This window comes from Streptomyces sp. NPDC007971 (assembly GCF_042958635.1).
Lineage (GTDB): Bacteria > Actinomycetota > Actinomycetes > Streptomycetales > Streptomycetaceae > Streptomyces.
Genome location: NZ_JBIBJK010000013.1, coordinates 246,066 through 264,346, shown reverse-complemented (window position 1 = coordinate 264,346; position 18,281 = coordinate 246,066). Strand labels below are relative to the sequence as shown.

The 18,281-nt window shown below is 68.0% G+C and carries 14 protein-coding genes and 1 tRNA gene; 3 read left to right on the top strand and 12 right to left on the bottom strand.

Features of this window, described 5'->3' with window-relative positions; all coding sequences use genetic code 11:
* Window positions 1–43 precede the first annotated feature (43 nt).
* From ACFZCP_RS27620 to ACFZCP_RS27570, 11 genes are all read right to left on the bottom strand, one after another.
* Complete coding sequence (locus tag ACFZCP_RS27620; protein ID WP_362689883.1) at window positions 44–3,943, bottom strand: DNA-directed RNA polymerase subunit beta'; 3,900 nt, start codon at window positions 3,941–3,943, stop codon at window positions 44–46.
* A gap of 97 nt (window positions 3,944–4,040) precedes the next feature.
* The gene (gene rpoB, locus ACFZCP_RS27615) at window positions 4,041–7,529 is read right to left on the bottom strand and encodes a DNA-directed RNA polymerase subunit beta (protein WP_362689880.1); all 3,489 of its coding nucleotides are present in this window, start codon (window positions 7,527–7,529) and stop codon (window positions 4,041–4,043) included.
* A 569-nt stretch (window positions 7,530–8,098) separates the two neighbouring features.
* Window positions 8,099–8,482: a 50S ribosomal protein L7/L12 gene (gene rplL / locus ACFZCP_RS27610; RefSeq protein WP_391431487.1), complete on the bottom strand. Its 384-nt coding sequence runs from the start codon at window positions 8,480–8,482 to the stop codon at window positions 8,099–8,101.
* A 113-nt stretch (window positions 8,483–8,595) separates the two neighbouring features.
* Window positions 8,596–9,126: a 50S ribosomal protein L10 gene (rplJ, locus tag ACFZCP_RS27605; RefSeq protein WP_059127163.1), complete on the bottom strand. Its 531-nt coding sequence runs from the start codon at window positions 9,124–9,126 to the stop codon at window positions 8,596–8,598.
* A 336-nt stretch (window positions 9,127–9,462) separates the two neighbouring features.
* The gene (locus ACFZCP_RS27600; protein WP_391431483.1) at window positions 9,463–10,395 is read right to left on the bottom strand and encodes a hypothetical protein; all 933 of its coding nucleotides are present in this window, start codon (window positions 10,393–10,395) and stop codon (window positions 9,463–9,465) included.
* 160 nt (window positions 10,396–10,555) lie between these two features.
* A complete protein-coding gene (rplA, locus tag ACFZCP_RS27595; RefSeq protein WP_362689873.1) occupies window positions 10,556–11,281 on the bottom strand; it encodes a 50S ribosomal protein L1 in 726 nt (241 codons plus the stop codon).
* 97 nt (window positions 11,282–11,378) lie between these two features.
* On the bottom strand, window positions 11,379–11,813 hold the full coding sequence (rplK, locus tag ACFZCP_RS27590) for a 50S ribosomal protein L11 (RefSeq protein ID WP_033528316.1): 435 nt from the start codon (window positions 11,811–11,813) through the stop codon (window positions 11,379–11,381).
* A 133-nt stretch (window positions 11,814–11,946) separates the two neighbouring features.
* Complete coding sequence (locus ACFZCP_RS27585; protein ID WP_391431477.1) at window positions 11,947–12,336, bottom strand: hypothetical protein; 390 nt, start codon at window positions 12,334–12,336, stop codon at window positions 11,947–11,949.
* An 80-nt stretch (window positions 12,337–12,416) separates the two neighbouring features.
* A complete protein-coding gene (gene nusG, locus ACFZCP_RS27580; RefSeq protein ID WP_391431474.1) occupies window positions 12,417–13,289 on the bottom strand; it encodes a transcription termination/antitermination protein NusG in 873 nt (290 codons plus the stop codon).
* Between the two features lie 80 nt (window positions 13,290–13,369).
* Entirely contained in the window at window positions 13,370–13,657 is a 288-nt protein-coding gene (gene secE / locus ACFZCP_RS27575) for a preprotein translocase subunit SecE (protein ID WP_361115010.1), read from the bottom strand.
* A 107-nt stretch (window positions 13,658–13,764) separates the two neighbouring features.
* Window positions 13,765–13,837: transfer RNA gene (locus ACFZCP_RS27570), tRNA-Trp, on the bottom strand.
* A 261-nt stretch (window positions 13,838–14,098) separates the two neighbouring features.
* On the opposite strand from ACFZCP_RS27570, the gene ACFZCP_RS27565 reads away from it, so the two are divergent.
* Complete coding sequence (locus ACFZCP_RS27565) at window positions 14,099–15,325, top strand: pyridoxal phosphate-dependent aminotransferase (protein WP_362689863.1); 1,227 nt, start codon at window positions 14,099–14,101, stop codon at window positions 15,323–15,325.
* Between the two features lie 145 nt (window positions 15,326–15,470).
* Window positions 15,471–16,511: an adenosine deaminase gene (locus ACFZCP_RS27560; RefSeq protein ID WP_391431470.1), complete on the top strand. Its 1,041-nt coding sequence runs from the start codon at window positions 15,471–15,473 to the stop codon at window positions 16,509–16,511.
* Between the two features lie 290 nt (window positions 16,512–16,801).
* On the opposite strand, the gene ACFZCP_RS27555 is transcribed toward ACFZCP_RS27560, so the two are convergent.
* On the bottom strand, window positions 16,802–17,437 hold the full coding sequence (locus tag ACFZCP_RS27555) for a TetR family transcriptional regulator (RefSeq protein WP_391431467.1): 636 nt from the start codon (window positions 17,435–17,437) through the stop codon (window positions 16,802–16,804).
* 104 nt (window positions 17,438–17,541) lie between these two features.
* Between ACFZCP_RS27555 and ACFZCP_RS27550 the strand changes: the two genes are divergently transcribed.
* Window positions 17,542–18,174 carry an NAD(P)H-binding protein gene (locus tag ACFZCP_RS27550; RefSeq protein WP_391431464.1) on the top strand — a complete coding sequence of 211 codons (633 nt, stop codon included), beginning with the start codon at window positions 17,542–17,544 and terminating at the stop codon, window positions 18,172–18,174.
* Window positions 18,175–18,281 lie beyond the last annotated feature (107 nt).

Here is an 18,281-nt window from a genome sequence, read left to right as displayed (position 1 = left end):
GCGGCCACACCGAAACGGAGTGGCCGCCCTTCATACTGCTCGCTTACTGGTTGTACGGACCGTAGTCGTAGTCCTCCAGCGGAACGGCCTGGCCGGAGCCGGTGCCGAACGGCGAGTAGTCGATGTCGTCGTAGCCGACGGCCGAGTACATCGCGGCCTTGGCCTCCTCGGTCGGCTCGACCCGGATGTTGCGGTAGCGGGACAGACCCGTACCGGCCGGGATGAGCTTACCGATGATGACGTTCTCCTTGAGGCCGATGAGGCTGTCGGACTTGGCGTTGATCGCCGCGTCCGTCAGAACTCGGGTCGTCTCCTGGAAGGAGGCGGCCGACAGCCAGGACTCCGTCGCCAGCGAGGCCTTGGTGATACCCATCAGCTGCGGACGACCGGAGGCGGGGTGACCGCCCTCCTGGACCACACGACGGTTCTCGGTCTCGAACTTCGAGCGCTCGACCAGCTCGCCGGGCAGCAGCTCGGCGTCGCCGGACTCGATGATCGTCACGCGGCGGAGCATCTGCCGGATGATGATCTCGATGTGCTTGTCGTGGATCGACACACCCTGCGAGTTGTACACCTTCTGGACCTCGCCGACCAGGTGGACCTGGACGGCACGCTGACCCAGGATGCGCAGCACGTCGTGCGGGTTGGTGGCACCCACGGTGAGCTGCTGGCCCACCTCGACGTGGTCGCCCTCGCGGACCAGGACCTTGGCACGCTTCGAGATCGGGAACGCCGTCTCGTCGCTGCCGTCGTCCGGGGTGACGACGATCTTCTTGGTCTTCTCGGTCTCCTCGATCCGCACGCGGCCGTTGGCCTCGGAGATCGGGGCGACACCCTTCGGGGTACGGGCCTCGAAGAGCTCGACGACACGGGGCAGACCCTGGGTGATGTCGTCACCGGCCACACCACCGGTGTGGAAGGTACGCATCGTCAGCTGGGTACCGGGCTCACCGATGGACTGGGCGGCGATGATGCCGACCGCCTCACCGATGTCGACCAGCTTGCCGGTGGCGAGCGAACGGCCGTAGCACATCGCGCAGGTGCCGACGTGCGACTCGCAGGTCAGGATCGAGCGGGTCTTGACCTCCTCGATGCCGTGGTGCACCAGCTGGTCGATGAGCACGTCGCCCAGGTCCACGTTGGCCGGCGCGATCACCTTGCCGTCGATGACGACGTCCTCGGCGAGCATGCGGGCGTAGACGCTGGTCTCGACGTCGTCCGCCTTGCGGAGCACGCCGTCGGCGCCGCGCGAGGCGATCCGCAGCTTCAGACCGCGCTCGGTGCCGCAGTCCTCCTCGCGGATGATGACGTCCTGCGAGACGTCCACCAGACGACGGGTCAGGTAACCCGAGTCGGCGGTACGCAGGGCGGTGTCCGCCAGACCCTTACGGGCACCGTGCGTGGAGATGAAGTACTCCAGCACGGACAGACCCTCACGGAACGAGGCCTTGATCGGACGCGGGATGGTCTCGTTCTTCGCGTTCGACACCAGACCACGCATACCGGCGATCTGCCGCATCTGCATCATGTTTCCTCGGGCACCCGAGTCAACCATCATGAAGATGGGGTTCGTCTTGGGGAAGTTCTCGTTCATCGCCTCGGCGACCTCGTTGGTCGCCTTGGTCCAGATCGCGATGAGCTCCTGAGTGCGCTCTTCCTTGGTGATCAGACCGCGCTCGTACTGCTTCTGGACCTTCTCGTCCTGCGCCTCGTACCCGCGGACGATCTCCTTCTTCGCCTCGGGAACGACGACGTCGGAGATGGCGACGGTGACACCGGAACGGGTCGCCCAGTAGAAGCCGGACGCCTTCAGGTTGTCGAGCGTCGCCGCCACGATGACCTTGGGGTAGCGCTCGGCCAGGTCGTTGACGATCTCGGAGAGCTGCTTCTTGCCCACCGAGTAGTCGACGAACGGGTAGTCCTCGGGCAGCAGCTCGTTGAAGAGCGCGCGGCCCAGGGTGGTGCGCAGGCGGAACGAGTCCCCCTGCTGCCACTCGGGCTCGCCCTCCTCGCGGGCCGGCGGCATCCAGCCGCGCGGCGGGATGGTGCCCACCGGGAAGCGGATGTCGATCGCCGACTGCAGCGCGAGCTCACCGGCGTCGAAGGCCATGATCGCCTCGGCCGTGGAGCCGAACGCGCGGCCCTCGCCCTTGGTGTCACGCAGCTCGCCGTCGGTGGTGAGGAAGAACAGACCGAGGACCATGTCCTGGGTCGGCATCGTCACCGGGCGGCCGTCGGCCGGCTTGAGGATGTTGTTCGAGGACAGCATCAGGATGCGGGCCTCGGCCTGCGCCTCCGCGGACAGCGGCAGGTGCACGGCCATCTGGTCACCGTCGAAGTCCGCGTTGAACGCGGTGCAGACGAGCGGGTGGATCTGGATGGCCTTGCCCTCGACCAGCTGCGGCTCGAAGGCCTGGATGCCGAGGCGGTGCAGGGTGGGAGCACGGTTCAGCAGAACCGGGTGCTCGGCGATGACCTCTTCGAGGACGTCGTACACGACCGTGCGGCCGCGCTCCACCATGCGCTTGGCGCTCTTGATGTTCTGCGCGTGGTTCAGGTCGACCAGGCGCTTCATCACGAACGGCTTGAAGAGCTCCAGCGCCATGGCCTTGGGCAGACCGCACTGGTGCAGCTTGAGCTGCGGGCCGACGACGATGACGGAACGCGCCGAGTAGTCGACTCGCTTGCCGAGCAGGTTCTGACGGAATCGACCCTGCTTGCCCTTCAGCATGTCGCTGAGGGACTTCAGCGGGCGGTTACCGGGACCGGTGACCGGGCGACCGCGACGACCGTTGTCGAAGAGGGCGTCAACAGCCTCCTGAAGCATGCGCTTCTCGTTGTTGACGATGATCTCCGGAGCACCCAGGTCGAGCAGGCGCTTGAGACGGTTGTTGCGGTTGATCACACGGCGGTACAGGTCGTTCAGGTCGGAGGTCGCGAAGCGGCCACCATCCAGCTGCACCATCGGACGCAGGTCCGGCGGGATGACCGGGACGCAGTCCAGGACCATGCCCTTGGGGCTGTTGGACGTCTGCAGGAACGCGGAGACGACCTTCAGCCGCTTCAGGGCACGGGTCTTCTTCTGGCCCTTGCCGGTACGGATGATCTCGCGGAGCTTCTCGGCCTCCTCGTCGAGGTCGAAGGACTCCAGGCGCTTCTGCAGCGCCGCGGCACCCATCGAGCCGTCGAAGTACGTGCCGAAGCGGTCACGCAGCTCGCGGTAGAGCAGCTCGTCGCCCTCCAGGTCCTGGACCTTGAGGTTCTTGAACCGGTTCCACACCTCGTCGAGGCGGTCGATCTCGCGCTGCGCACGGTCGCGCAGCTGCTTCATCTCGCGCTCGGCACCCTCGCGCACCTTGCGGCGCACATCGGCCTTGGCGCCCTCGGCCTCCAGCTCGGCCAGGTCGGTCTCGAGCTTCTTGGCGCGGGCCTCGAGGTCGGCGTCGCGGCGGTTCTCGATCTGCTGGCGCTCGACCGAGACGTGCGCCTCCAGGGAGGGCAGGTCGCGGGTACGGCGCTCCTCGTCGACGTACGTGATCATGTACGCGGCGAAGTAGATGACCTTCTCAAGGTCCTTGGGAGCCAGGTCGAGCAGGTAGCCCAGGCGGCTCGGGACACCCTTGAAGTACCAGATGTGCGTGACGGGCGCGGCCAGCTCAATGTGGCCCATCCGCTCACGGCGCACCTTGGCGCGCGTGACCTCGACGCCACAGCGCTCGCAGATGATGCCCTTGAAGCGGACACGCTTGTACTTGCCGCAGTAGCACTCCCAGTCCCGGGTCGGACCGAAGATCTTCTCGCAGAAGAGTCCGTCCTTTTCGGGCTTCAGGGTGCGGTAGTTGATCGTCTCGGGCTTCTTGACCTCGCCGTGGCTCCACTGACGGATGTCGTCAGCGGTGGCCAGACCGATCCGGAGCTCGTCGAAGAAGTTGACGTCGAGCACTATGCGTCAATCCCTCTCAGGGTCGTAAGTCTTTGGTCTGAAACGGGGGCCTGGGGGTCGGCGGGGCCCTGTGGGTGAGGGCCCCGCCGGACTCCCGTCAGACCTCTTCGACGCTGCTCGGCTCGCGCCGGGACAGGTCGATACCGAGCTCCTCCGCAGCGCGGAAGACGTCCTCGTCGGTGTCACGCATCTCGATGGACATACCGTCGCTGGACAGCACCTCCACGTTCAGGCAGAGCGACTGCATCTCCTTGATGAGCACCTTGAAGGACTCGGGGATGCCGGGCTCGGGGATGTTCTCGCCCTTGACGATGGCCTCGTAGACCTTCACGCGGCCGGTGACGTCGTCGGACTTGATGGTCAGCAGCTCCTGGAGGGCGTACGCGGCGCCGTAGGCCTCAAGGGCCCACACCTCCATCTCACCGAAGCGCTGGCCACCGAACTGCGCCTTACCACCCAGCGGCTGCTGGGTGATCATCGAGTACGGGCCGGTCGAACGGGCGTGCAGCTTGTCGTCGACCAGGTGGTGCAGCTTGAGGATGTACATGTAGCCGACCGAGATCGGGTCCGGGAACGGCTCACCGGAGCGGCCGTCGAACAGCCGCGCCTTGCCGGACGGGAGGACCAGGCGGTCGCCGTCGCGGTTCGGGATGGTGTGCTGCAGCAGACCCGCCAGCTCGTCCTCACGGGCACCGTCGAAGACCGGGGTGGCGACGTTGGTGCGTGCGGCGACCTGGTCGGCACCGATGGCCTGCAGACGCTGGGCCCACTCGTCGGCGAGGCCGGAGACGTCCCAGCCGCGGCTGGCGAGCCAGCCGAGGTGGATCTCCAGGACCTGTCCCGGGTTCATTCGGGACGGGACACCCAGCGGGTTGAGGATGATGTCGACCGGGGTGCCGTCCTCCAGGAACGGCATGTCCTCGATCGGCAGGATCTTGGAGATGACACCCTTGTTGCCGTGACGGCCGGCGAGCTTGTCACCGTCGGTGATCTTGCGCTTCTGCGCGACGTAGACGCGGACCAGCTGGTTCACGCCCGGCGGCAGCTCGTCGCCCTCCTCGCGGTCGAAGACGCGCACGCCGATGACCTTGCCGGTCTCGCCGTGCGGCACCTTCAGCGAGGTGTCACGGACCTCACGGGCCTTCTCACCGAAGATCGCGCGCAGCAGGCGCTCCTCCGGGGTCAGCTCCGTCTCACCCTTCGGGGTCACCTTGCCGACGAGGATGTCGCCGGCGATGACCTCGGCGCCGATGCGGATGATGCCGCGCTCGTCGAGGTCGGCGAGGACCTCCTCGGAGACGTTCGGGATGTCCCGGGTGATCTCCTCGGGGCCGAGCTTGGTGTCACGGGCGTCGACCTCGTGCTCCTCGATGTGGATCGAGGAGAGGACGTCGTCCTGCACGAGGCGCTGCGACAGGATGATCGCGTCCTCGTAGTTGTGACCCTCCCACGGCATGAACGCCACGAGCAGGTTCTTGCCGAGGGCCATCTCACCGTTCTCGGTGGCCGGGCCGTCGGCGAGGACCTGGCCCTCGATGATCCGGTCGCCCTCGTTGACGACGACCTTCTGGTTGACCGAGGTGCCCTGGTTGGACCGGGCGAACTTGTGCAGGCGGTACGTGATGTACGTGCCGTCGTCGTTGGCGGTGGTGATGTAGTCCGCGGAGACCTCCTGGACCACACCGGCCTTCTCGGCCTTGACGACGTCGCCGGCGTCGACGGCGGAGCGGTACTCCATGCCGGTACCGACGAGCGGGGCCTCCGACTTGATCAGCGGAACGGCCTGCCGCATCATGTTCGCGCCCATGAGGGCACGGTTGGCGTCGTCGTGCTCCAGGAAGGGGATCATGGCGGTCGCGACCGACACCATCTGGCGCGGCGAGACGTCCATGTAGTCCACGTCCTCGGGCGCGACGTAGTCGACCTCGCCGCCACGGCGGCGGACCAGCACGCGGGCCTCGGCGAACCGGAGCTCGTCGGTCAGCGGCGCGTTGGCCTGCGCGATGACGAAGCGGTCCTCCTCGTCGGCGGTCAGGTAGTCCACCTCGTCGGTGACCACACCGTGCTCGTCGACCTTGCGGTACGGCGTCTCGATGAAGCCGAACGCGTTGACCCGGCCGTAGGAGGCCAGCGAGCCGATCAGACCGATGTTCGGGCCTTCCGGCGTCTCGATCGGGCACATGCGGCCGTAGTGCGAGGGGTGCACGTCACGGACCTCGAAGCCGGCCCGCTCACGGGAGAGACCACCCGGGCCGAGGGCGTTCAGACGACGCTTGTGCGTCAGCCCCGACAGCGGGTTGTTCTGGTCCATGAACTGGGACAGCTGGCTGGTACCGAAGAACTCCTTGATGGAGGCGACGACCGGCCGGATGTTGATCAGGGTCTGCGGCGTGATCGCCTCGACGTCCTGGGTGGTCATGCGCTCGCGCACGACGCGCTCCATACGGGCGAGACCCGTACGGACCTGGTTCTGGATCAGCTCGCCGACGCTGCGGATACGACGGTTGCCGAAGTGGTCGATGTCATCGGTCTCGACCATGATCGAGCGGCCGGACTCGCCGGTCGTCTCGGTCTCACCGGCGTGCAGCTTCACCAGGTACTTGATGGTGGCGATGACGTCGTCGGTGGTGAGCACGCCGGCGTCCAGCGGCTCGTCCGCACCGAGCTTCTTGTTCACCTTGTAGCGGCCGACCTTCGCCAGGTCGTAGCGCTTCGGGTTGAAGTAGAGGTTCTCCAGCAGCGTCTGCGCGGCCTCACGCGTGGGGGGCTCGCCCGGACGCAGCTTGCGGTAGATGTCCAGCAGCGCGTCGTCCTGGCCCTGGGTGTGGTCCTTCTCCAGGGTGGCGCGCATCGACTCGTAGTCGCCGAACTCCTCGAGGATCTGCTCGGTCGTCCAGCCGAGCGCCTTCAGCAGGACGGTGACCGACTGCTTGCGCTTGCGGTCGATGCGGACACCGACCATGTCGCGCTTGTCGATCTCCATCTCCAGCCAGGCACCCCGGGACGGGATGATCTTGGCGGAGAAGATGTCCTTGTCGGACGTCTTGTCGATGGAGGAGTCGAAGTAGACACCGGGGGAACGGACCAGCTGCGACACCACGACACGCTCGGTGCCGTTGATGACGAAAGTGCCCTTGTTCGTCATGAGCGGGAAGTCGCCCATGAAGACGGTCTGGGACTTGATCTCACCGGTCTCGTTGTTGGTGAACTCGGCGGTGACGAAGAGCGGGGCGGCGTACGTGAAGTCGCGCTCCTTGCACTCGTCGATGGAGTTCTTCGGCGGCTCGAAGCGGTGGTCCCGGAACGTCAGGGACATCGACCCGGAGAAGTCCTCGATCGGGGAGATCTCCTCGAAGATCTCCTCCAGACCGGACTTGGTGGGGACGTCCTGACCGTTCTCAAGAGCCTCCTCGACCCGACTCTGCCAGGCGGTGTTGCCGAGCAGCCAGTCGAAGCTCTCGGTCTGCAGCGCGAGCAGGTTCGGAACCTCGAGAGGCTCCTTGATCTTTGCAAAGGAGATGCGCAGCGGGGCGGTGCTGGCGCCGTTGTTCATATTCGCGGTCGAGGCGTTGCGCGAGGCGGCCAAGAGGGGGTCCTTCCGAGGGCTCGGACTCACTACGCGCGTGCCGTTCCCCCTACCGCACAGAGACAGAAACCCCAGGTCAAGGGAGGTTTAGTCATCGATGCGAAAGTGAGGGCAGACCCCTGGTGACGGGCAGGGGACAGCTAACAGGCAGCGCAAAGGGTCAGTGTAGCCACTTGGCACACTGATGTCCAGTGCGGGTTTTGCGAGACCCTCGTTGTTCTCAACGCCCTCGTCAACGCCCTCGGCATGCCTGCCCTCAACGCACGTTGATACTGCCCTCTCCGTCGTCGATCCATGCCTCGGATTCGGATCCTTGTGACGACGCGTCCTGAGAATTGCGCGCTGCGTGCGGTTCGTCAAGGCCCCCCAGCCCAAACGGGGCTGTCCGGAGACGCAACGAAGATCACCATACCCGCCGCCACCGCGAGTGCAAGGCAACCGAGGTCGGACCTTCGGATACGCCGAAGAGCGACCACCCGGATGGATGATCGCTCTTCGGTGCGTTCGCGTTACAGCCCTAGGAGGCTGCACTCAGCGCGCGAGGAGAGTCGCGGGGACTCCGAGAGGTCTTACTTGACCTCGACGGAGGCGCCGGCGCCCTTGAGGGACTCGGCGGCCTTCTCGGCGGCGTCCTTGGCAACCTTCTCCAGGACGGGCTTCGGGGCGCCGTCCACGAGGTCCTTGGCCTCCTTCAGACCCAGGGAGGTCAGCTCACGCACGACCTTGATGACCTGGATCTTCTTGTCGCCCGCACCGGTGAGGATGACGTCGAACTCGTCCTTCTCCTCCTCGACCTCGGCAACGGCGCCCGGGCCGGCGGGGCCGGCAACGGCGACCGCGGCGGCGGCGGTGACGTCGAACTTCTCCTCGAAGGCCTTCACGAACTCGGAGAGCTCGATGAGGGTCATCTCCTCGAACTGCGCGAGCAGGTCTTCCTGGCTGAGCTTCGCCATGGTGGGCGATCCTTCCACTAATTCGGCTGGTGCCGGATGTACATGTATGGCGGGCGTACGACGGCCCGCTACGACCTCCGCCTCAGGCGGCGGCGGTCATTTCGCGAGCCGAGTTACTCGGCACCGCCCTGCTCGGCCTGCTTGGCACGAAGAGCGTCCACGGTGCGGACGAGCTTCGACGGGAGCGCCTGGAAGACCTGAGCAGCCTGGGTCTGCTTGCCCTTGAAGGCGCCCGCCAGCTTGGCGAGCAGAACCTCGCGGGACTCGAGGTCCGCAAGCTTCTTGATCTCGTCGGCGGACAGCGCCTTGCCGTCAAGGACACCGCCCTTGATGACGAGGTTCGGGTTGTCCTTGGCGAAGTCACGAAGACCCTTCGCCGACTCCACCGGGTCACCGGTGACGAAGGCGACCGCCGTCGGACCGTTGAACAGGTCGTCGAGCGTCGTGATCCCGGCCTCGTTGGCCGCAATCTTGGTCAGCGTGTTCTTCACCACGGCGTACTGGGCGTTCTCACCGAGCGAACGACGCAGCGTCTTGAGCTGCGCCACGGTGAGACCCCGGTACTCGGTCAGCACGGCGGCATTCGAGCTGCGGAACTGCTCCGCGAGCTCGGCTACCGCGGCAGCCTTGTCGGGCCTTGCCATAGAGCGTCGGCCTCCTTCCGGGTGATGGGACCGCTCAGAAGGGGCTGGGAAAACGAAACGCCCCGGCGCAGGCGCACGGGGCGGACTCGACCGGCCACACACGCGGGAGAGCGCGTGCTCCGGGAGTTCTTCCACTGTCACCTGCGCGGGTCGTCCACTTCACAGCGGATCCTTCGGTCACCACACCCTCGTTCAAGCGTGTGGCAACGACCAGCGGTCTTTGGCTTCTCAAGGAATGTACGTGACCGGGGCGCCGCAGAGCAAATCGGGCTCTGCGGCGCCCCGGTCAGGGTGCTTCTCAGTGGTTCCCGGCGGTCTCCCGCGCGGCCGCGGCCGTCAGGAGCTGGTGCCGGAGCCGCCCGGCACGGAGGTCTGGCTGCCGCTCGATGCGGTCCCGCCGGACTTCGCCAGGTCCGTGAAGTCCTTGGTGTCGCCGGCCGGGGGCGCCTCGGCGGTGACCTTCACGCCGTAGTCGCTGTAGTAGGCCGTGCTGGTCATGGTGCCGTTCGCCATGTCCGCCTTCTCGACCTTCTTGACGAGCAGGTCCTGGCCGTCGACCCAGATGTCGATGGTCTCCGTGCTCACGCCCGCCTGGCTGAGCTGCTTCTTCAGGCCGGCCAGCTGGTCGGCGGTGAGGTGGCTGTTCTTGCCGGCGAGGCGGGCGACGTCGACCGTGCCCGAGTAGTGCGTGGCCTCGGCACCGGAGACCTTCTCCTGCCCGACCTTCTTCACGTCGCCGGAGGCCAGCAGAAGCTTCACCGACTGGTTCGGCGTGGTGTTCTGGAGCTGGTCCTTCAGATAGGCGCCGGAGCTGCCGCCGAGCTTGGCGAGGTCGTCGTACGCGTACCGGATCCAGTGCTTGCCGAACTGCTGGGCGAACTTCTCGCTCATCCTGGCGTAGTAGGCGTCCGGCAGATAGCGGGCCTCCATCGACGAGCTGCCCGCCTTGCGCATCGCCTCGGCCATCTGGCCGCCGGTGTACGTGATGGTGAGGTTGCCCCTGAGGCCCTGGCCCCAGGCGAGGGCGCCGTTCGCCGTCATCGACATGGCGTCGCCGATGCTCGTGGTGGAGCGCACCTTGGCCGACTCGGCCTTGTCCGTGGACTTGTCCGCGGACAGCAGGGCGGCGAGGGGGCTGACATGGGTGACGCTCCTGCCGACCGCCTTGTCCCCCTTGCCGGCGTCCTGCGAGCCGCAGGCGGCCAGCCCGGTCAGCGTCGTGACCACGACGGCGGAAAGGGCCACCCGGCGTACGGTCGTGTTCTTCATGTCCCACCCCTATGCGTGTCCTGTGCCTGGACGGTAACTCAGGCCACTGACAGTCGTACGAAAGGTCGCACACACATAGGACGGGCCCTGCACCTCGAAGGTTGCAGGGCCCGTCGCTATTGATGCGCGCCTGACGCGGCTACCGGGGTGAGCGCGGGGCTCAGACGGCGGCCGGGTCCTCCTCGACGAGGAGGTTGCGGGTGCGGTTCGGGTCGACCGGAATGCCGGGGCCCATCGTGGTGGTGATGGCGGCCTTCTTGATGTAGCGACCCTTGGCGGCGGACGGCTTCAGACGGAGGATCTCCTCCAGCGCGGCGCCGTAGTTCTCCACCAGCTTGTCGTCCTCGAAGGACGCCTTGCCGATGATGAAGTGCAGGTTCGAGTGCTTGTCGACGCGGAACTCGATCTTGCCGCCCTTGATCTCGGTGACGGCCTTGACCACGTCGGGGGTGACGGTGCCGGTCTTCGGGTTCGGCATCAGACCACGGGGGCCGAGGACGCGGCCGAGGCGGCCGACCTTGCCCATGAGGTCCGGGGTGGCGACGACGGCGTCGAAGTCCAGACGGCCCTTCGCAACCTCGTCGATCAGTTCGTCGGAGCCGACGATGTCGGCGCCCGCGGCCTCTGCGGCCGCAGCACGGTCACCGGTCGCGAAGACCAGGACCCGGGCGGTCTTGCCGGTGCCGTGCGGCAGGTTCACGGTGCCACGGACCATCTGGTCGGCCTTGCGCGGGTCGACACCCAGACGGAAGGCGACCTCGACGGTGCCGTCGAACTTGGTCGTGGAGGTCTCCTTGGCGAGACGGACGGCCTCGAGCGGGGCGTACAGCTTCTCCCGGTCGATCTTGGCGTCCGCAGCGCGGAGAGCCTTGCTGCGCTTGCTCACAACTGCTCCTGTGTGTTCTGAAAGGAGTCGTGGTACGGGCCGAGCAGGCCCTGCCACGTGCGACCGGCTACGGCCGCATGACTGCTGGGGGTGGGGTTCAGCCCTCGACCGTGACGCCCATGGAACGCGCGGTACCGGCGATGATCTTCGCGGCGGCGTCCAGGTCGTTCGCGTTCAGGTCGGGCATCTTGGTGGTGGCGATCTCGCGGACCTGCGCCTCGGTGATCTTGGCGACCTTGGTCTTGTGCGGCTCGCCGGAGCCCTTCTCGATGCCCGCGGCCTTGAGGATCATCTTGGCGGCCGGCGGCGTCTTGGTGACGAAGGTGAAGGAACGGTCCTCGTAGACCGTGATCTCCACCGGGATGACCCAACCGCGCTGCGACTCGGTCGCGGCGTTGTAGGCCTTGCAGAACTCCATGATGTTGACGCCGTGCTGACCCAGCGCGGGGCCGACCGGCGGGGCCGGGTTGGCTGCGCCGGCCTGGATCTGGAGCTTGATGAGCCCCGTGACCTTCTTCTTCTTGGGAGGCATGCTCTCTCCGGGTCCTTACTGAGAGGTTGATTGCCATCCGCGCCTACGACCTGCGCCCATCGGGGCAAGATCTCGCAGATGGCATACCGCACAACGATAGCCGCTGTCCCCTCCAGACCAGAAATCGGCCTGGTCAGGCGGACGACGCGGGCGCTTCGGAGCGTCGGCCGCGCAGCACGTGCACGGCTCCGGCGACCAGGACGAGCACCGTCGCGGCGCCCGGCACGGCCAGCAGCACGGCGACGCTGCCCGGACCGGTGTCGTCGGCGAGCGCGACCTGCTCCGGCTCGCCGGGCGCGTGGAGCACGTCCACGGTGTCGCCCTCGGCGTGGCCGCCGGCGCGCGTACCGACGGGAAGACCGGCCGTCAGCTCCTCGCCGGCCACGGAGAAGGTCACACCGCAGCCGCCGAGGACGCACGCCCCGCCGTGGAACGTGGCCCTGGCCGGCTCCCCGCCCCGCACCTCGGTCCGCAGCCAGGCCGCGGGGAGGAGAACGACGTACGTCAGCACCAGCGCGGCCACGGTGCCCAGGACCGCGGGCCGGACACGACGAGGGCGCCCCGGCCCGGTCCTCACCGGCGGGGCGCCCTCGGAGTGCTTGCTCAGTTCTTCTGGATCTGGTCGAAGGAGAGCTCGACCGGAGTCTCGCGGCCGAAGATCTCCACCAGGCCCTTGACCTTCTTGGAGTCCGCGTTGATCTCGTTGATGGTCGCCTGGAGCGTGGCGAACGGGCCGTCGGTGACGGTGACCGAGTCGCCGACCTCGAAGTCCAGCACCTGGACCTCGACCTTGCGCTGCGGGGCGGGCTTGCCCTCGGCCTCGGCGGCCTCGCGGGCGGCCTTCTCCTCGGCCTCCGGGGCGAGCATCTTGACGATCTCGTCCAGGGTCAGCGGGTAGGGGTCGTAGGCGTTGCCGACGAAGCCGGTGACGCCCGGGGTGTTGCGGACGACGCCCCAGGACTCGTTGGTCAGGTCCATGCGGACCAGGACGTAACCCGGCAGCTTGTTCTGCTTGATCGTCTTGCGGTCGCCGTTCTTGATCTGGACGACCTCTTCCTGCGGCACCTCGGCCTGGAAGATGTAGTCCTCGACGTTCAGCGAGACGGCGCGCTGCTCCAGGTTGGTCTTCACGCGGTTCTCGTAACCGGCGTAGGTGTGGATGACGTACCACTCACCGGGCAAGGAACGCAGTTCCTCGCGCAGGGCCTGGACCGGGTCGACAGGCTCGGCGGGCTCTTCCTCGGCGGCTTCCTCGACAGCTTCTTCGGCTTCGTCGGCCGGGATGACGGGCTCGGCGTCGGAGACGTCCTCGCCCTCCTCGTCCTCGACGTGCAGCGCGGCCTCTTCGGCCGGCTCGCCCGACTCGGCCTCGGCAGCCTCGAACTCGTCCTGCTCGTCCGCGCCCTCGACGATGTCGAGCTCGTCGTCCACCGTCTCGTCCGGCTCGATGGCGTCGTTCAGGTTCGGGTCAGACACGATGGCTGCTTCTTCCTGGATACATAGGGGTGGAACATGCGAAAACGGGCGCCGGTACCACGGCGCCCTTCGCTCTTGGCTCAGCCGAAAACGTACTTGGCCGCGTGGTTGAGCCCATAGTCAATCACGGTCACCAGGGCGATCATGATCGCGACGAAGAAGATCACCACAGTGGTGTACGACGTCAGCTGGTTGCGAGAGGGCCAGACGACCTTGCGGAGTTCCGCGACGATCTGGCGGTAGAAGATGGCGAGGCGCTTCAGCGGGCCCTTCTTGGCGCGCTTGCCGCCCTTGCGGGCCTTCTTCTTGGACTCGGACAGCTCGTCCTGAGCATCAGGCGTGTCGATGGAGCCCACGGCGTCCGTCATTCGTCCTCACCTGATCCCGGGTCATGGCCGTGCCGCGCCCGGTTCCTGAGCCGCACGGCGGTGCAATGCTGTACGTACATGCGCACACATCCTGGCGGTGTGTGTAGCAGGGCCGGAGGGACTTGAACCCCCAACCGCCGGTTTTGGAGACCGGTGCTCTACCAATTGAGCTACGACCCTTTGGTGTGTTCCCCAACGTACCGCATCCGACCGGGTGCAGGGTGTGCACCGGATGGGTTGCGGCTGCTGAAGGCCAACGAGGTGAGAGTGTACGTGGTCCGCGGCCCGGCGTCGAACAGAAAGTGCCTGTCCGGAGTGCGGGCACCGAAGATCGTCCTGGCCGGAGGCCGGATTCGGACCCCTGTTCACGGCTCGACCCCTTGCTGTTCAGTCTGTGAAACCCGCGTGCCGGGGACATTTCCTGTCTGAAACCATGACCCCATGAGCGCTGCAACCCCTCCCACCGAGCGCCGGGTCTCCGCCCGAGTCGGCGCGATCTCCGAGTCCGCCACCCTCGCCGTGGACGCCAAGGCCAAGGCCCTGAAGGCCGCCGGGCGTCCGGTGATCGGCTTCGGCGCCGGTGAGCCCGACTTCCCGACCCCGGACTACATCGTCGAGGCCGCGATCGAGGCCTGCAAGAACCCGAAGTACCACCGCTACACCCCGGCCGGCGGTCTGCCCGAGCTGAAGGCCGCGATCGCCGCGAAGACGCTGCGCGACTCCGGCTGGGAGCCCGAGGTCTCCCAGATCCTGGTCACCAACGGCGGCAAGCAGGCCATCTACGAGGCGTTCGCCGCGATCCTCGACCCGGGCGACGAGGTCATCGTCCCCGCGCCCTACTGGACGACGTACCCGGAGTCGATCCGCCTGGCCGGCGGCGTCCCGGTGGAGGTCGTCGCCGACGAGACGACCGGCTACCGCGTCTCGGTCGAGCAGCTGGAGGCGGCGCGCACGGAGCGGACGAAGGTCGTGCTCTTCGTCTCCCCGTCCAACCCGACCGGGGCGGTCTACGGCCGGGAGGAGGCCGAGGCGATCGGCCGCTGGGCCGTCGAGCACGGCCTGTGGGTGCTCACGGACGAGATCTACGAGCACCTCGTCTACGGCGACGCACAGTTCACCTCGCTGCCCGCGCTCCTGCCCGAGCTGCGCGAGAAGTGCATCGTGGTCAACGGTGTGGCGAAGACGTACGCCATGACCGGCTGGCGCGTGGGCTGGGTCATCGGCCCGAAGGACGTCGTCAAGGCCGCGACCAACCTGCAGTCGCACGCCACCTCGAACGTCTCCAACGTCGCCCAGGTCGCGGCCCTCGCCGCCGTGTCCGGCGACCTGACGGCCGTCGAGAAGATGCGTGAGGCCTTCGACCGCCGCCGCAAGACGATCGTGCGGATGCTCAACGAGATCGACGGCGTGCTCTGCCCCGAGCCCGAGGGCGCCTTCTACGCCTACCCGTCGGTCAAGGCGCTGCTCGGCAAGGAGATCCGCGGCAGGCGCCCGCAGGACACCGTGGAGCTGGCCGCGCTGATCCTGGAGGAGGCCGAGGTCGCGGTCGTCCCGGGTGAGGCCTTCGGCACGCCGGGCTACCTGCGGCTGTCGTACGCGCTCGGTGACGAGGATCTCGTCGAGGGCGTGAGCCGGATGCAGAAGCTGCTGGCGGAGGCGCGGGACTGAGGTCCCTTCCGCTGCAAACACCGCTCTTCACGCGCGCGTGCGGGCCGTTCTCCCCCCAGGGAGGCGGCCCGTTCGCGCGTGCGAGCAAGGCCACGTTCGGGGAAAGAGCTACCGGGGCGGCCGGGACGTGCGGCAGGATCCTGGGATGGAGCGTGTACGTGACCTCTCTGAGCTGCCGAAAGCCCATCTGCACCTGCACTTCACCGGCTCGATGCGGCCGGGAACCGTCCTGGAGCTGGCCGACAAGTACGGCGTGCGCCTGCCCGAGACGCTGACCGAGGCTCTGACCAGCGGCGAGCCACCGAGGCTGCGCGCGACGGACGAGCGCGGCTGGTTCCGCTTCCAGCGGCTGTACGACGCGGCGCGCTCCTGTCTGAGGCAGCCGGAGGACATCCAGCGGCTGGTCCGGGAGGCCGCCGAGGAGGATCTGAGGGACGGCTCGGGCTGGCTGGAGATCCAGGTCGACCCGACCTCGTACGCGCCCCGGCTGGGCGGGCTGATCCCAGCCCTGGAGATCATCCTGGACGCCGTGGACACGGCGGTGCGCGAGACCGGGCTCGGGATGGGGGTCCTGGTCGCCGCGAACCGTATGAAGCACCCGCTGGACGCGCGCACGCTGGCCCGGCTCGCGGTGCGCCACGCCGACCGGGGCGTGGTCGGCTTCGGCCTGTCGAACGACGAACGGCGGGGCATGGCACGGGACTTCGACCGCGCCTTCGCCATCGCACGCGAGGGCGGTCTCCTCTCCGCCCCGCACGGCGGCGAGCTGACCGGGCCGGCGTCCGTGCGGGACTGCCTGGACGACCTGCACGCCTCCCGGATCGGCCACGGCGTGCGCGCTGCGGAGGACCCGCGGCTGCTGAAGCGGCTGGCCGACCGGGGGGTGACCTGCGAGGTGTGCCCGGCGTCGAACGTGGCCCTCGGCGTGTACGAGAAGCCACAGGACGTCCCGCTGCGCACCTTCTTCGAGGCGGGCGTCCCGATGGCGCTCGGCGCCGACGACCCGCTGCTCTTCGGTTCCCGGCTGGCCGCCCAGTACGAGATCGCCCGCCACCACCACGGCTTCACGGACGCGGAACTCGCGGAACTGGCCCGCCAGTCGATCCGGGGCTCCGCGGCGCCCGAGGACGTCAGGGCGCGCCTGCTGGCCGGCGTCGACGACTGGCTGGCGCGCCCGGCGGTCTGACGGGGGCGTAGGGCGACGGGGAGGGCTTGAAGCAGATCAGGACCTCGACGGGATGCCCGCCACCGGGCGGCTGGACCAGCTCCGTAAGTGCCGCCATCAGCGCCGGGAGGCCTTGGGCGACGCGCTTGTGGTGCGGGCCGCACCCTGCCGCTCGGGCGAGGCACGCGGCGGTCTCGGCGAAGGCACCCCGGTCGCCGAACAGGAAGAACGTGCGGGCGTGGGTGCTCGTGGGGCCCTGTCCTGGGCCTGTACACGTGCAGCCTCAGCTTCGTGCGGGACGCCTCATGGCTTCAGGGTCGCGGCCGGTCCTCGCCCTGTGCAACGGAGATTTCCGGGGTGATCCCGCCCAGCAGGGTCCGGGCGAGCCGGGCGGCGAACGCGTCCACGGGCGGGGGTGTGCCGGTCTCGGTGGCGTCGTAGGCGAACGCACGCTGGGCGCAGGCCCCGAGGAGGAGCGAGGCGGCCGCGAAGGTGTCGGCGTCCGCGCGGACGCGGCCGGCGTCCTGCTCGGCGCGGAGGTAGGCGTCGAGGCCCTCGATCGGTGCGTGCGGCCCGGAGCCGATCTTCCGCAGCGCCTCGTAGTGCCGCTGCTTGAGCTGGGTCTCGGCGTACAGGGACGCGCCGATCGGGAAGCTCTGCTCGTAGAAGAGGGCCGCCTGGCGGGCGATCTCGGTGAGGTTCTCCTCCAGGGTGCCCTGTCCCGGCCGGGCCTCCAGGCTGGTCAGCAGGGGGGTGAGCCGGGGCAGGCGTTCCTTGAGCACCCGGACGAACAGGTCCTCCTTGCTGTCGAAGTACTTGTAGAGCGCCGCCTCGGAGCAGCCGGCTGCCCTCGCGATCTCCTTGGTGGTGGCTCGGGCGAGTCCGACGGTGAGCATCAGCTCGTGGGCGGCGTCGAGGATGCGGACACGCGCCGGCTTCGTCTCCATGGAGGCGTCCCTTCGGGCTTGACGAGTGGGTGAGTGCTTACCCACTCTAGAGGCAGCGGGGGTGAGTAAACGCTCACCCACCAGAGGGGAACAGGGGAATCACGATGAAGCTCACCGTTTTCGGGGCCACCGGCGGAATCGGCCGGGAGATCGTCCGTCAGGCCCTGGACTCCGGTCACGAGGTCACGGCCGTGGTGCGGGACCCGGCCCGGCTCACCGTCACCGGCGACCGGCTGGAGGTCGTGCGCTCCGCTCTCACCGGCCCCGAGGAGCTGCGCTCCGCCGTCGGCGGCCGGGACGCGGTGCTCTCGGGCCTGGGTGCGCGCAGCCGCAAGGACGCCGGGGTGGCCGCCCTGCTCACGCGCGCGGTCATCGGCGCCATGGAGGCGGAGGGCGTACGACGGCTGCTGGTGGTGAGCGCCGGCCCGGTCGGACCGGCGCCCGAGAACGACGGCCTCCTGGACCGCGGGATGCGCGGCCTGGTGTCGGCGATCCTCAAGGACGTCTACACCGACCTGAGTGAGATGGAGGCCGAGCTGGCGCGCAGCGGCACCGACTGGACGTCCGTCCGGCCGCCGCGCCTGCAGGACAAGCCGCTCACCGGCCGCTACCGCACGGTCGTCGGCGGCTTTCCGCGCGGGGGCCGCTTCATCGCGCGCGCGGACGTCGCTCACGCGATGCTGTCGATGATCGACGACGCGGGGACGGTGAAGCAGGGGGTGGGCGTGGCGTACTGAGCCGGCACGACGGGCGCCGCGTGCTGGGCCGGTACGGCAAGCATCGCGTACTGAGCCGGTGCGGCGGGCGCTGTGCGCTGAACCGGTACGGCAGGCGCCGTGTGCTG

Excerpts from the sequence above, each read along its gene's own strand:
- secE (WP_361115010.1), bottom strand. The coding sequence starts at position 13,657 with ATGACGGACGCCGTGGGCTCCATCGACACGCCTGATGCTCAGGACGAG.
- ACFZCP_RS27550 (WP_391431464.1), top strand. The coding sequence starts at position 17,542 with ATGAAGCTCACCGTTTTCGGGGCCACCGGCGGAATCGGCCGGGAGATC.
- ACFZCP_RS27565 (WP_362689863.1), top strand. The coding sequence starts at position 14,099 with ATGAGCGCTGCAACCCCTCCCACCGAGCGCCGGGTCTCCGCCCGAGTC.
- rplL (WP_391431487.1), bottom strand. The coding sequence starts at position 8,482 with ATGGCGAAGCTCAGCCAGGAAGACCTGCTCGCGCAGTTCGAGGAGATG.
- rplJ (WP_059127163.1), bottom strand. The coding sequence starts at position 9,126 with ATGGCAAGGCCCGACAAGGCTGCCGCGGTAGCCGAGCTCGCGGAGCAG.
- ACFZCP_RS27555 (WP_391431467.1), bottom strand. The coding sequence starts at position 17,437 with ATGGAGACGAAGCCGGCGCGTGTCCGCATCCTCGACGCCGCCCACGAG.
- rplK (WP_033528316.1), bottom strand. The coding sequence starts at position 11,813 with ATGCCTCCCAAGAAGAAGAAGGTCACGGGGCTCATCAAGCTCCAGATC.
- ACFZCP_RS27560 (WP_391431470.1), top strand. The coding sequence starts at position 15,471 with ATGGAGCGTGTACGTGACCTCTCTGAGCTGCCGAAAGCCCATCTGCAC.
- ACFZCP_RS27600 (WP_391431483.1), bottom strand. The coding sequence starts at position 10,395 with ATGAAGAACACGACCGTACGCCGGGTGGCCCTTTCCGCCGTCGTGGTC.